At 66.8% G+C, this 13554-nt stretch carries 10 protein-coding genes; 9 read left to right on the top strand and 1 reads right to left on the bottom strand.

The annotated features are described in order from the left end of the window. Window positions 1-54 precede the first annotated feature (54 nt). The 7 genes from AABQ55_RS09945 to AABQ55_RS09915 all read left to right on the top strand — a co-directional run bounded on the left by AABQ55_RS09945 (window position 55) and on the right by AABQ55_RS09915 (window position 7123). A complete protein-coding gene (locus AABQ55_RS09945) occupies window positions 55-1470 on the top strand; it encodes an FAD-binding oxidoreductase (RefSeq protein WP_272804904.1) in 1416 nt (471 codons plus the stop codon). 11 nt (window positions 1471-1481) lie between these two features. Next, window positions 1482-2270 (top strand): SDR family oxidoreductase, encoded by a 789-nt coding sequence (locus AABQ55_RS09940; RefSeq protein ID WP_244769986.1) that lies wholly within the window; start codon window positions 1482-1484, stop codon window positions 2268-2270. A 394-nt stretch (window positions 2271-2664) separates the two neighbouring features. Further along, window positions 2665-3957: an Hsp70 family protein gene (locus tag AABQ55_RS09935; RefSeq protein ID WP_272804903.1), complete on the top strand. Its 1293-nt coding sequence runs from the start codon at window positions 2665-2667 to the stop codon at window positions 3955-3957. A 50-nt stretch (window positions 3958-4007) separates the two neighbouring features. Further along, complete coding sequence (locus tag AABQ55_RS09930; RefSeq protein ID WP_272804902.1) at window positions 4008-4880, top strand: uracil-DNA glycosylase; 873 nt, start codon at window positions 4008-4010, stop codon at window positions 4878-4880. 213 nt (window positions 4881-5093) lie between these two features. Then, on the top strand, window positions 5094-5270 hold the full coding sequence (locus AABQ55_RS09925; protein ID WP_023517454.1) for a hypothetical protein: 177 nt from the start codon (window positions 5094-5096) through the stop codon (window positions 5268-5270). Between the two features lie 58 nt (window positions 5271-5328). Continuing rightward, complete coding sequence (locus AABQ55_RS09920; RefSeq protein WP_244769983.1) at window positions 5329-5472, top strand: hypothetical protein; 144 nt, start codon at window positions 5329-5331, stop codon at window positions 5470-5472. 370 nt (window positions 5473-5842) lie between these two features. Further along, complete coding sequence (locus tag AABQ55_RS09915; RefSeq protein ID WP_272804901.1) at window positions 5843-7123, top strand: MFS transporter; 1281 nt, start codon at window positions 5843-5845, stop codon at window positions 7121-7123. Between the two features lie 3 nt (window positions 7124-7126). On the opposite strand, the gene AABQ55_RS09910 is transcribed toward AABQ55_RS09915, so the two are convergent. Next, window positions 7127-8065, bottom strand: a complete 939-nt coding sequence (locus AABQ55_RS09910) for a DMT family transporter (RefSeq protein WP_244769981.1) — start codon at window positions 8063-8065, stop codon at window positions 7127-7129. A 324-nt stretch (window positions 8066-8389) separates the two neighbouring features. On the opposite strand from AABQ55_RS09910, the gene pepN reads away from it, so the two are divergent. Beyond that, complete coding sequence (gene pepN / locus AABQ55_RS09905; RefSeq protein WP_272804900.1) at window positions 8390-11038, top strand: aminopeptidase N; 2649 nt, start codon at window positions 8390-8392, stop codon at window positions 11036-11038. Between the two features lie 140 nt (window positions 11039-11178). Continuing rightward, entirely contained in the window at window positions 11179-13527 is a 2349-nt protein-coding gene (locus tag AABQ55_RS09900) for a PAS domain-containing sensor histidine kinase (RefSeq protein ID WP_272804899.1), read from the top strand. Window positions 13528-13554 lie beyond the last annotated feature (27 nt).

Raw genomic sequence — 13554 nt, 5'->3', positions numbered from 1 at the left:
CTTCTCCGCCGCACTACGCATTCGAGCCGGCCCATCGGCAGAGGAAACGGGAACATGTCCGAGATTATCCAATCGCTCGAACGCGACTTGCACGATTTCGGCGACACGCTCCACCTTATCGGAAGCGACCGGCTGGCGAACCGGCATCCCGGCGAACATGCGGGCAATTTCGGCGCGGGCGCCATGGCCGAGCCGGCGACGCCCGAGGCGGCGGCCGCCGTGGTGCGCTGGTGCTTCGAAAACGACGTGCCCATCGTGCCGCAGGGCGGGCGCACAGGCCTTGTCGGCGGCGGCATCAGCCGGCCGGGCGAGCTCATCCTCTCCACCGCCCGCCTCGACCGCATCGAGGCCATCGATCCCCTCGCCCGCACCGTCACGGTCGGCGCCGGCGTCACGCTGCAGGCCCTGCAGGAGGCGACGGCAGGGGTCGGCCTCATTCCCGGCATCGACCTCGCCGCGCGCGGCAGCGCCACCATCGGCGGCATGATCGCCACCAATGCCGGCGGCATCCTCGCCTTCCGCAACGGCGTGATGCGCCACCAGGTGCTCGGCATCGAGGCGGTGATGCCGGACGGCAGCCTCGTCAGCGACCTGACGCGCGTGCTGAAGGTCAGCGCCGGGCCGGACATCAAGCAGCTGCTCATCGGCTCGGAAGGCGCCTATGGTTTCGTCACCCGCGCCGTGCTGAAGCTCGAAAGCTTCAACCCGATGCGCGCCACCGCGCTCGTCGGCGTGCCCGACGCCAGGGCCGCCCTCGCGCTCATCGCCCATTTCCGCAGCCGGCCGGCCCTGCAGCTGGAGGGCGCCGAATTGATGTGGCAGCGCTATCTGCACGACAGCGCGGCGGACAAGGGTTTCGACCTCGGCTGGCTGGAGGCCGATACCCCCGCGATCCTCCTGATGGAAGTGTCCGCCAGCAGCGAGGCGGAGGCCCGCGAGGCGCTGGAAGAGGGCCTTGCCGCCCTCTGGGAGGAGCACGGTCTGACCAGCGGCATCGTCGCCGCCTCGCTCGACCAGGCCCGGCGCTTCTGGGCGCTGCGCGAGGACGGCGACTTCATGTACCGGCATTTCCCCGCCGCGCCCTCCTTCGACGTCTCCGTGCCGCCGGGTGCGCTCGACGGGTATGTCGACGGCCTGCGGCAGCGGCTGAAGGCCGTCGATCCGGGTTTCGACGCCTATGTCTATGGCCATGTCGCGGACGGCAACCTGCATATTTCCGTCATCGGCAACGGCGTGGCGGCCCCGGGCGCCAAGGAACCGATCGAGGACGCCGTCTATACCGGCGTCGCGGAGCTCGGCGGCAGCTTTTCCGCCGAGCACGGGGTGGGAACGGAGAAGCGCCGCGCCTATCTCAGCTACGGCAATGCGTCGCGCCGCGCCGTGGCGCAGGCGATCAAGGCCGCGCTCGACCCGAAAAACCTCTTCAATCCGGGCAAGGTGCCCTATCGCGCCGACGCGCCCCGAACATAGGACAGACCACGATGGATCTCGGAATTGCCGGCAAACGCGCCCTCGTCCTCGCCTCCTCCCGCGGCCTCGGCAAGGGCATTGCCGAAGCGCTCGCCCGCGAGGGCGCGCATGTCCTCCTGTGCGGGCGCAGCGCGGAGACGCTTGCGGCCAATTGCGCGGCCATCAATGCGGCGGGCCCCGGCCGCGCCGACTGGGTGCAGGCCGATCTCGGCGACGAGGACGTCGTCGAGACGCTCGTGAAGGCGACGCGGGAAAAGCTCGGCGGGGTCGATATCCTCGTCAACAATTCCGGCGGGCCGACGCCCGGCTCCACCGAGGACATGAGCGAGGAAAAGCTGGCCACCTATTTCCAGTCCATGGTGCTGCGGATCATCACGCTCACCAACCGGCTGCTGCCCGTCATGAAGGAACAGCGCTGGGGCCGCATCCTGACGGTCGCCTCCTCCGGCGTCATCGAGCCGATCCCGGGCCTGGCGCTGTCCAACACGCTGCGCCCGGCGCTGGCCGGCTGGTCCAAGACGCTGGCGAGCGAGGTCGCCGAATACGGCATCACCAGCAACATGCTCCTGCCCGGCAGCATCCTGACCGACCGGCTGAAGAGCCTCGACGCCGCCGCCGCCGAGCGCAGCGGCAGGAGCATCGCCGAGGTGCGCGCGGCCTCGGAACGGGCGATCCCGGCCCGGCGCTACGGCGCGGTGGAGGAATTCGCGGCGACCGCCGCCTTCCTGTGCAGCGCGCCGGCCAGCTACGTCACCGGCAGCCTCATCCGCTGCGACGGCGGCGCGGCACGTTCGGTCTGAGGCGTCGGGGCCCCTCATCCGGCAGCCCACCGCACATGGAAGGAAACCGTTGCCGCTCTCCCCTTCTCCCCCGCGGGGAGAAGGTGGCCCAAAGGGTCGGATGAGGGGGTGGCTCGGACGTATCGTTTGCGCCTTCGCCATCCCCCTCATCCGCCTGCCGGCACCTTCTCCCCGCGGGGGAGAAGGGGATGGGGCAACGCCGAACTGCATAGGCAATAGGCCTCCCACCTCGGGGAGAAGATCAGGCTGAGGGGCAATCATACCTCCCCCCTTGCCTTCCCAGCCCGCCTGTGCCATCTGGCGCGCTCTCCCATTTCCGGGCGCGCCGACGCGCCTTTCGCGCGGGGCTTTCGCTCCGCTCCAACACATTTTCGACGATCGAAGGGGCACGGCGATGGCACGGGCACTCGGGCTTGATTTCGGCACGACGAACACGGTTCTGGCGCTTTCCGAAGGGACCGGGGCGACACGGTCGATGACCTTCAACAGCAGCGTCGGCGTCACCGACACGATGCGCACGGCGCTGTCCTTCATGAAGGATCCGGTCGTCGGTGCGCAGGCGCTGAAGGTGGAGGCCGGACAGGCGGCGATCCGCCAGTTCATCGACAATCCCGGCGATAGCCGATTCCTGCAGTCGATCAAGACCTTTGCCGCAAGCGCCCTCTTCCAGGGCACGCTGGTCTTTGCCCGCCGCCATGCCTTCGACGACCTGATGGAGGTGTTCCTGCGCCGGCTGAAGGCCTATGCGGGCGATGGATGGCCGGCGGACGTCTCGCGCGTCATCGCGGGCCGGCCGGTACAGTTCGCCGGTGCAAGCCCCGACCCGGCGCTCGCGCTCGAACGCTACAACGCGGCGCTGACGCGGCTCGGCTTCCCGGAGATCCACTATGTCTACGAGCCCGTCGCGGCGGCCTACTATTTCGCCCAGACGCTGAAGAGCGACGCCACCGTGCTGGTCGCCGATTTCGGCGGCGGCACGACGGACTATTCGCTGATCCGCTTCGAGCGGCAGGCCGGCCGGCTGACGGCACAGCCGATCGGCCATTCGGGCGTCGGCATCGCGGGCGACCATTTCGATGCCCGCATGATCGAGCGCCTCGTCGCGCCGGAGATCGGCAAGGGCAGCTTCTTCAAGAGCTTCGACAAGGTCCTGGAGGTGCCGTCCGGCTATTATGCCAACTTCGCCCGCTGGAACCAGCTCTCGATCTTCAAGACGACGCGCGAATTCGCCGACCTCAAGTCGCTGGTCCGTTCGTCGCTCGAGCCGGAAAAGCTCGAACTGTTCATCGATCTCGTCGAGCATGACGAGGGCTATCCGCTCTACCAGGCGATCTCGGCCACCAAGATGGCGCTGTCGGTGGCGGACGAAGCCGAATTCCACTTCGCCCCGCTCGGCGCCGCGGGCCGCAGGATGGTCAGGCGCTCCGATTTCGAGGACTGGATCGCACCGGACCTCGCCCGCATCGAGGGCGCGCTGGACGAGGTGCTGGAGAAGACCGGCACCGCGCCCGGCGCCATCGACAAGGTGTTCCTGACCGGCGGCACCTCCTTCGTGCCGGCCGTCAGGCGCATCTTCACCCGCCGCTTCGATGCGGACCGCATCGAGAGCGGCGGCGAGCTGCTGTCGATCGCCCACGGTCTCGCGCTGATCGGCGAAGGCGACGACGTGGCGCAATGGGCGGCGTGACGATGACGGCGGCGCTTTCCTCCGGCAAGCCGCTTCGCTAAGGTGCAGCCATGAACGCCGCGAACGACCTCAATCCCGCACAGCTCCGATCGCTCCTGCATTTCTATGCGGATGCCGGCGTCGAATGGCTGCTGGAGGAAGAGGCCGTCGACCGCATCGCCGAATTCGAGGCGATGCGCGCGGCGCGCGGCATGCAGGCGCCGCGGGAAACCGCCCCTGCCCCGCAGCAGGCCGCCCGCCCGGCGCCGGCCCGGCAGGAGCAACCGCGCGCCGCGGCCGCTGCGCCCCAGCCGAACGTCCTGCCCAATGTCGCGATACCGGACAGCCAGGCGGTGGCCGAGGCGGAGTTCGCGGCGGGCAGCGCCCGTTCGCTGGAGGAATTGCGCACGGCGATGGAGGCCTTCAACGGCTGCAACCTGAAGACCAGCGCCCGCTGCCTCGTCTTTGCGGCGGGCAATGCGAAGCCCTCGGTCATGGTGATCGGCGCCATGCCGAATGCCGACGACGACCGCGACGGCCAGCCCTTCTCCGGCCGGCAGGGCGCGATGCTCGACCGCATGCTGGCCGGCATCGGGCTCGACCGGGCCGACCTCCTGCTGAGCAATGTCGTGCCGTGGCGGCCGCCCGGCAACCGCCCGCCCTCGCAGCGCGAGGCCGATATCTGCCGGCCGTTCATCGAGCGGCAGATCGCGCTTGCCGAGCCGAATCACCTGCTGATCCTCGGCAATTTCGCCGCGCGATTCCTGCTGCGTTCGAACGACACGATCCACCAGTTGCGGGGAGAATGGCGGGAGTTTGCGATTTCCGGCCGCACCATCCCGGCTTTTGCGACGCTGCACCCGCAGGATCTGGTGACGGCGCCGGTCAGCAAGCGGCTCGTCTGGCAGGATTTGCTTGCTTTTCGTGCAGGGCTCAAGGCCTGATCACGAAGGCTACCTTCATATTTTTCAATGGCTTGGCTTTTAAGACCTGTGGATCATCCGCAGGGCCTGACGAAAAACTGCCGCAAGCATGAACAAAATGTTTCATCAGTCATGCGATTTGCACATATCTGCCGGGCAGAATGTCGCATTGCAAAATCAATGTTGCGGCGCAATATAACAGGACGGGAGGGACAGGATTTAAGGAATCGACCCATGACCGCCCGCTTTCGGCCCATCCATTCGAGCTTCGAGACGCTCCGCCATTCCGGTCTGCGCACCGGCCGCGGCTTCGGCGGCATCGCTGCCCCGGCCAACGAGCAGCTCACCGCCTCCGGTTTCGCCCGTATCAACCGCCCCGTCCAGCTCTTCGCCGAGTTCATCCAGCGCTGAGCCGATGCAAGGCGCCCGGCCGGCGCCTTCCGATGCAGACCGACCCCAGGAGCAGACCATGGCCACCTTTCGCAAGCTGATGTCCGACATCGCCGATATCCGCGCCGCCGTGAACGCCGCCCGGGAATATTCCGTGCTGGCTTCCCTGCCGCGCGACGCCGCGCAGCGCCGCGACCCGCTCAAGGCCTTCCTGCCGAACTGAGCTTGGCCCTGGCCTTGAAGCCGGCCGGCGCTGTGCTATTGTCTTCATCGTGAGGAGGTGAGACGCCTTTTCTTCCGGTGGAGACCGGGCCGAAGCCCGAACCGTTTCTTAGCTGATCGTCAGGGTGAAGCGCCAACCTCTGAACCTGATCGTCAGCGTAAGCCGGATTCGCAAACGTCTCACCTCCTTTCGTTTTGCCAAGGTTCACCCCGGCAATTCTCTCCAGTACAACCCTATCGGGAATTCCCTCACCTCCCGAACTCCCCAGATAATCTTCTTGTTTTACGCCAGCCATTGTCGCAGTGGACAGCGCGCGGCCGCCGCAATAGAGCGACACTCCGACACCGAACGCGCCTTCCCCGGAGCCCCCATGCTGGCGAGCCTCGTCTCCATTCTCAGCCTGATGCTGTCCACCCTCCTGATGATGGTCGCCTTCGGGCTGCAGAGTTATGTCGTGCCGGTGCGCGCGGTCGCGGAGGGCTGGTCGACGCAGACGATCTCGATGATCGCGACGGGCTATACGATCGGCTTCACGCTCTCCTGCATCGTCACGCCGAAATTCGTGCTGCTGGTCGGGCATGTGCGCGTCTTCGTGGCGCTGATCACGCTGCTCGCCATCGGCATCCTGCTCTGCGCCCTCGTCGTCGACTGGCGCGCCTGGATGGCGTTTCGCGCCATGTCGGGTTTCGCCATTTCCGGCAGCTACCTCATCATCGAAAGCTGGCTGAACGAGCGCGTGACCAACGAGAACCGCGGCTCGATCTTCTCCGTCTACCTGATCACCACCATGGTCGGCACGATCGGCGGGCAATATCTCGTGCCGCTCGGCGACCCGTCCAACACCTCGCTCTTCATTCTCTGCGGCATCATCTTCTCCGTCGCCCTGCTGCCGACGGCGCTGACCTCCTCGCCGCTGCCGGCCCCGCCGACGCAGGCGCGCTTCGATGTCGCCAAACTTTACCGGCGCTCGCCGGTCGCCGTCGTCGGCGCCTTCCTTGCCGGGGCGATGTCCGGCGCCTGGCTGAACCTCGGCGGCGTGTTCACGCAGCGCAGCGGGCTTTCCACGGCGGAAGGCGCGACGCTGCTTGCCTGCGTGCTCCTCGGCAGCGCCCTCTCGCAGATCCCGATCGGCCGGGCCTCCGACCGGATGGACCGCCGCCTCGTCATGGTGGCCTGCGGCGCGGTCGGCACGGTCTCGTGCCTTGCCATGGCCGCCGTCGCCGGCGGGCCGCCGGTGCTGCTCTATGTCGTCGCCGCCTTCGTCGGCTCGGTCATCTTCCCGATCTATGCGCTGAACGTCGCCCATGCCAACGACCGCGCGCAGCCCGACGAATATGTCGAGGTCTCCTCAGGCATGATGATCGTCTACGGCATCGGCACCATTTCCGGCCCCATCATGGTCGGCCCGATCATGGACCGGTTCGGGCCGGGTTCGCTCTTCGTCGTGCTGGCGGCCTATTTCGTGCTCTACGGCGCCTATGCCGCCTGGCGCATCAGCCGGCGCGAGGAGAACGACGGCCTCGTGGTCAAGACCGATTACCAGGCGATGGCGGTGCAGCCGCTGGGCGCCGATGTCGCCGCGGCCGCGCTCCAGCCCGATGCGGCGACGGATGAGCGCATCGAGGACACGACGACCCCCGAATGGCGGTGACGCCTATCCCTGAAGGGTCTGGTGGCGCATGGCCGCCCGGCGCTTCAATTCGAGCTGGTGCTCGCGCAGGATGACGAAGATGCCGGCGGCGACGACGATGGCCGTGCCCACGAGCATGGTCTCAGTCGGCACGTCGCCGAACACGACATAGCCGATGATGAGGCCGAGCACGATCGAGATATACTCGAACGGCGCGATGGTGGAGACGTCGGCGTAGCGATAGCTCGCCGTCAGCAGCAGTTGCGCGATGCCGCCGCAGAAGCCGGCCAGCGCCATCAGAGCGAGCGAAGGCCAGCCGAGCGCGATCCAGCCGAAAGGCAGCGTACCCAGCGAGAAGATCGAGGCGAACAGCGAGAAATAGAGCACGATGGTCGGCGTGCGCTCCGTCTGCACCAGCTTGCGCACCAGAACCATGGCAAAGGAGCCGAGCACGGCGAAGGCCAGCATGGCGAGCGCGCCCATCGCCTCCGAGGAACCGAATCCGCCTTCCCGGAACAGCGTCAGGCGCGGCCAGCTGATGATGGCGACGCCCAGAAGACCCACCAGCACCGCCGTCCAGCGATAGATGCCGACCCTCTCCTTGAGGAACACCGCGGCGACGACGACGGTGACGAGCGGCAGCGCGTAACCGAGTGCGATCGATTCCGGCAGCGGCAGGTGCACGAGGCCGTAGAAGCCGAAGCCCATGGAGAGGATACCGACAAAACCCCGCTTGAAATGGCCGAAGATGTCGTTGGTGCGGAAGGCGTCGCGCAGCTGGCCCTGCACGGCGAGGAAGACGATGATCGGCACCATGGCGAAGGCCGAACGCAAAAACGTGATCTGTCCCGCCGGAATATCCTTGCCGGCCGCCTTGATGAGCGCGGACATGCAGAGGAAGATCACCACCGAGAAGACCTTGAGTGAAATGCCCCGCATGGGGTTGGGGTACGGCATGTCCATGGAGAACTCGTCACGGCCGGCGGGCCGTGGCATCAGGCGGTTGAGGAGAGACCGGAGAACCGATTCAGGCTGGCGGCAAGTCTATCCGGATCGGCCGGCGGATGGGATCAATTCTGGTGATGCGTCACGGATAATTTTGATCGGATCCGCGGGAGGGATGCCTGTCCCGGCAAAACGCAAATTTCCGGTTTTCGGAGGAGCCTGGAAATGAGATGTTAAGCCAATAAGCCTATCAATCCAGGGAATTCGGGGGCAGACCGTCCGTATCGCCCGTAGCGTTGCACCAAAACGATACGGCCCGGACGGCAAGGAGCAGGACATATCATGCGGACAGAGAACGGCCGGATCATTCATCTGGCAGACTATCGCCAGACCGACTTCGTTCTCGAGCGCGTCGACCTGACCTTCGAACTGGACCCGACGGAAACCAAGGTCGAGGCGCGGCTGATCTTCCACCGCCGCGAAGGCGCCGATCCCGCCGCGCCGCTGGTGCTCGACGGCGACGAACTGGTCATGACCAGCCTGCTCTTCGACCAGATGGAGATGGACAAGGCGCGCTACGACGCCACGCCCGACAGCCTGACGATCCGCGACCTGCCGGCGACGGACCCCTTCGAGATCACCATCACCACGATGATCAACCCGGAGGCCAACACCCAGCTGATGGGCCTCTACCGCACCAACGGCGTCTACTGCACCCAGTGCGAGGCCGAAGGCTTCCGCCGCATCACCTATTTCCCCGACCGGCCGGACGTGCTTGCCGTCTATACGGTCAACATCATCGCCGACAAGGCGAGCTGCCCGCTGCTGCTGTCCAACGGCAATTTTTTGGGCGGCGCCGGCTATGGTGAAGGCAGGCATTTCGCCGCCTGGTTCGACCCGCATCCGAAGCCCTCCTATCTCTTCGCGCTGGTCGCCGGCGATCTCGGCGTCGTGGAGGACACGTTCACCACCATGTCCGGCCGCGAGGTGACGCTGAAGATCTATGTCGAGCATGGCAAGGAGCCGCGCGCGGCCTATGCCATGGACGCGCTGAAGCGCTCGATGAAGTGGGACGAGGAGGTTTTCGGGCGCGAATACGACCTCGACATCTTCATGATCGTCGCCGTCTCCGACTTCAATATGGGCGCCATGGAGAACAAGGGGCTCAACGTCTTCAACGACAAATACGTGCTCGCCGACCCCGAGAGCGCCACCGACCAGGACTATGCGAATATCGAAGCGATCATCGCCCACGAATATTTCCACAACTGGACCGGCAACCGCGTCACCTGCCGCGACTGGTTCCAGCTCTGCCTCAAGGAAGGCCTGACGGTCTATCGCGACCACGAATTCTCCGCCGACCAGCGCTCGCGCGCGGTCAAGCGCATCGCCGAGGTACGGCACCTGAAGTCCGAGCAGTTCCCGGAGGATGCCGGCCCCCTCGCCCATCCGGTGCGCCCGACGAAATACCGCGAGATCAACAACTTCTACACGACGACCGTCTATGAAAAAGGCTCCGAGGTGACGCGCATGATCGCGACCATCGTCGGCAAGGACGGCTTCAAGAAGGGCATGGACCTCTATTTCGAGCGGCACGACGGCGATGCCGCGACGATCGAGGATTTCGTCAAATGCTTCGAGGCGGCGAACGGCGTCGACCTCTCGCAGTTCTCGCTCTGGTACCATCAGGCCGGCACGCCGCTCGTCAGCGTCTCGTCGAGCTACGACCAGGCGAAGGGTGCGTTCACCCTGTCGCTGGAGCAGATGATCCCGCCGACGCCCGGCCAAGCCGCGAAGGAGCCGATGCATATTCCGCTGCGCTTCGGCCTCCTCTCCGCCGACGGCACGGAAGCGCTGCCGAGCGCCGTCAGCGGCGCCGACGTGACCGGCGACGTGCTGCATCTCCGTGAGCGCCGCCAGACGGTGACCTTCTCCGGTATCGCCTCGCGCCCGGTCGTCTCGCTCAACCGCGGCTTCTCCGCGCCGATCAACCTGCATTTCGAGCAGGCGCCCGCCGACCTTGCCCATATCGCCCGCCACGACAGCGATCTCTTCGCCCGCTGGCAGGCGCTGAACGACCTCGCCCTGCCGAACCTCGTCGAGGCCGCGCGAAAGGCGCGGGCCGGCGAGCCGGTCGAGACCAATGCGGTGCTCGCCGACACGCTGATCGCCATTGCCGGCGACGAGACGCTGGAGCCGGCCTTCCGCGCGCAGGCGCTGGCGCTGCCCTCCGAATCCGACATCGCCCGCGAACTCGGCAGCAACAACGATCCGGACGCCATCCGCGCCGGCCGCGAAGCCGTGCTCGCCTTCGTGGCGAACCGCGACCCCGCCGTCTTCGCCGCGCTCTTCGAAGGTCACCGCACCGCCGGCACCTTCACGCCGGATGCGATGAGCGCCGGCCGGCGGGCGCTGCGCAATGCGGCCCTCGCCTATCTCGCCGTGGCCGACGGCACGCCGGCCCGCGCCGCGGAGGCCTTCGCGGCGGCCGACAACATGACCGATCTCAGCGCCGCGCTCACCGTGCTCGCCCATCGCTTCCCGGACGCGCCGGAGGCGGCGGCAGCGCTCGAAACCTTCCGCGCTCGCTTTGCCGACAATGCGCTGGTCATCGACAAGTGGTTCTCCATCCAGTCGACCATTCCGGGCGACGGCGCGCTGGACCGCGTCAAGGCGCTGATGGAAAGCCCGCACTTCAACAGGACGAACCCGAACCGCGTGCGCGCGCTCGTCGGCACCTTCGCCTTCTCGAACCCGACCGGCTTCAACCGGGCGGACGGCGCCGGCTACCGCTTCCTCGCCGAGCAGATTCTTGAGATCGACCCGAAGAACCCGCAGCTCGCCGCCCGCATCCTCACCTCCATGCGCTCCTGGCGGGCGCTTGAGGACGGCCGTTCGGACCATGCGCGCAACGCGCTGCGCACGATCGCGGCAGGCGAAAAGCTGTCTTCCGACGTTTCGGACATCGTGGAGCGCATGCTGAAGGGCTGATGCCCCCAATTTCCCAACCATAAGAAATGGTTAAGACTTGGTTACCTTTTCCGCTGGACAAGCCGAATCACAATTGATTCATTAAGGCAGATTCGGGCGAGCGGCGCGCCGAATCACGAGAGGGTACAAGGTTTAAGACTATGACGGACGCGCAACGAGGACGCGCAGCCGGCGGGTGGACTCACCTCAAATTTCCGGGAATGGCGGCCTGGGAAAGCGAGCTGACGGGACAGGCGAAGATTTTCGCCGGGCCTGCCGCGCGGCATCTGACACGGGCCGAGCCCGTGCTGAAGCGGTCGATACCGATCCTGATCATCGCCTTTCTGTTCGTTGTGGCCATCTCGCGCATGGCCGGCATCCTGGTCGAGCACGACCGGATGGAGACCAGCGTCAAGGACACGACGTCGCTGACGGCAATGGCCGCCGAGGCGGTGTTCTCCGGCCCGATGGCCGAGAGCCTGGCGAAATCCGACCGCATGGCGGTGGAGGCGGCGCTTTCCCTGCATCTGCCGCAGGACCGCATGCAGCCGGGCGGGCTGGTTCTCTTCGTGGCGGAGAAGGGCCAGGTCTTCGGCGCCTCGCTGGGCGCGGCGCGCTATGTCGGCCTGTCGCTCGCGCGGTTCTCTCCGGAGCTGGCGGCGATCCAGTATTTCGGCGATCCGGCCGGCGTCTTCCGCGCCCGCATCGGCGATGAGGACTACTACGCCTCGCTCGTGCAGATGCCGAAGAAGGGCGGCTTCATCATCGTCGCCAACCCGCTCGGGCAGCTCGCGACGTTCTGGCGCGACGAGGTGGCGCTGAACGTCACGCTGTTTTCCGGCATTTCGGCCATCCTGCTCGTCATCCTTTATGCCTACTACATCCAGGCGAAGCGGGCGCGCGACGCGGACGCGATCTTCGCCGAATCGAACCTGCGCGTGGAGACGGCGCTCGCCCGCGGCCGCTGCGGCCTCTGGGATTTCGACCTCTCGAGCCGGCGGCTGTTCTGGTCGCGCTCCATGTATGAAATGCTCGGCATGCCGGCGCGCGACAGCGTGCTCTCCTTCGGCGATGCCGCCCGGCTGATGCACCCCGACGACGACGGCATCTACCAGGTCGCCCGGGCCGTCGCGCGCAGCGAGGCCAAGCAGGTGGACCAGGTGTTCCGCATGCGCCACGCCGAAGGCCACTATGTGTGGCTGCGCGCCCGCGCCCAGCTCATCCGCATGGCCTCCGGCCGCATGCACATGATCGGCATCGCCATGGACGTGACCGAGCAGCACCGGCTCGCCCAGCGCTACCAGGAGGCCGACCAGCGGCTCGCCGACGCCATCGAATGCACCTCCGAGGCCTTCGTGCTGTGGGACAAGAGCGACCGGCTCGTCATGTGCAACGCGCACTACCAGCAGGCCTACGGCCTTCCCGACGACGTGCTCGTTCCGGGCACGGACCGGGCGACGGTGCATGCCGCCGCGGCCCGGCCGGTCATCGAGCGGCGCATCGCGGATGCGGACGGCGCGGGCGTTTCGCAGACCAGCGAGGTACAGCTTGCCGACGAGCGCTGGCTGCAGATCAACGAGCGGCGCACCCGCGACGGCGGCCTCGTCTCCGTCGGCACCGACATCACCATGATGAAGCGCCACCAGGTGCGCCTGCGCGAATCCGAACGCCGCCTGATGGCGACGATCGGCGACCTCTCCGCCTCCCGCGCCAAGCTGGAGCGGCAGAAGGCCGAGCTTTCGCTCGCCAATGCCAACTACCAGGCGGAAAAGGACCGTGCGGAGGCGGCCAACCGGGCCAAGTCCGAATTCCTCGCCAACATGTCGCATGAGCTGCGCACGCCGCTCAACGCCATCCTCGGCTTTTCCGAGATCCTGCAGAACCAGATGTTCGGCCCGCTCGGCTCCGACAAGTACCGCGAATATTCCCGCGACATCCACGAGAGCGGCAAGCACCTGCTCAACGTCATCAGCGACATCCTCGACATGTCGAAGATCGAGGCCGGCCACATGCGCATCAGCTGCGAGACGGTCGACCTGTCGCCGCTGATCGAGGAGACGCTGCGCCTCACCATGCTGCAGGCGGAGAAGAAGCACATCGAGGTGCGGCAGGCCTGCCCGGGCAACCTGCTGACGGTCGCCGACCGCCGCGCCATGAAGCAGATCCTGCTGAACCTCCTGTCGAACGCCATGAAGTTCACCAATCCCGGCGGCAGGGTGGAGGTGCGGGCACGCAGGGTGGACGGCGCCGTCACGCTGACGATCGCCGACACCGGCATCGGCATCCCGAAATCCGCGCTGCAGAAGATCGGCCAGCCCTTCGAGCAGGTGCAGAGCCAGTATGCCAAGAGCAAGGGCGGCTCCGGCCTCGGCCTCGCCATCTCCCGCTCGCTCGCCCATCTGCATGGCGGGGCCATGCGCATCCACTCCGTCGAGGGCAAGGGCACGATCATCTCCGTGCGCATCCCCGACCGGGAACGGCTCGCGGCGCTGCATCTGGCGGCGGCCTGAGGGCGCGTCCCCACCCGCCCACGTCAT

It is taken from the genome of Shinella sp. WSD5-1 (assembly GCF_963942435.1).
Classification (GTDB): Bacteria; Pseudomonadota; Alphaproteobacteria; order Rhizobiales; family Rhizobiaceae; genus Shinella; species Shinella yambaruensis.
The sequence above is the reverse complement of the archived record's forward strand: the minus strand, read 5'-3'. Positions and strand labels throughout refer to the sequence as shown.

What these genes read in the sequence shown, in the direction of transcription:
- AABQ55_RS09940 (WP_244769986.1), top strand. Translation starts at nt 1,482, where the DNA reads ATGGATCTCGGAATTGCCGGCAAACGCGCCCTCGTCCTCGCCTCCTCC.
- AABQ55_RS09910 (WP_244769981.1), bottom strand. Translation starts at nt 8,065, where the DNA reads ATGGACATGCCGTACCCCAACCCCATGCGGGGCATTTCACTCAAGGTC.
- pepN (WP_272804900.1), top strand. Translation starts at nt 8,390, where the DNA reads ATGCGGACAGAGAACGGCCGGATCATTCATCTGGCAGACTATCGCCAG.
- AABQ55_RS09935 (WP_272804903.1), top strand. Translation starts at nt 2,665, where the DNA reads ATGGCACGGGCACTCGGGCTTGATTTCGGCACGACGAACACGGTTCTG.
- AABQ55_RS09920 (WP_244769983.1), top strand. Translation starts at nt 5,329, where the DNA reads ATGGCCACCTTTCGCAAGCTGATGTCCGACATCGCCGATATCCGCGCC.
- AABQ55_RS09945 (WP_272804904.1), top strand. Translation starts at nt 55, where the DNA reads ATGTCCGAGATTATCCAATCGCTCGAACGCGACTTGCACGATTTCGGC.
- AABQ55_RS09900 (WP_272804899.1), top strand. Translation starts at nt 11,179, where the DNA reads ATGACGGACGCGCAACGAGGACGCGCAGCCGGCGGGTGGACTCACCTC.
- AABQ55_RS09925 (WP_023517454.1), top strand. Translation starts at nt 5,094, where the DNA reads ATGACCGCCCGCTTTCGGCCCATCCATTCGAGCTTCGAGACGCTCCGC.
- AABQ55_RS09915 (WP_272804901.1), top strand. Translation starts at nt 5,843, where the DNA reads ATGCTGGCGAGCCTCGTCTCCATTCTCAGCCTGATGCTGTCCACCCTC.
- AABQ55_RS09930 (WP_272804902.1), top strand. Translation starts at nt 4,008, where the DNA reads ATGAACGCCGCGAACGACCTCAATCCCGCACAGCTCCGATCGCTCCTG.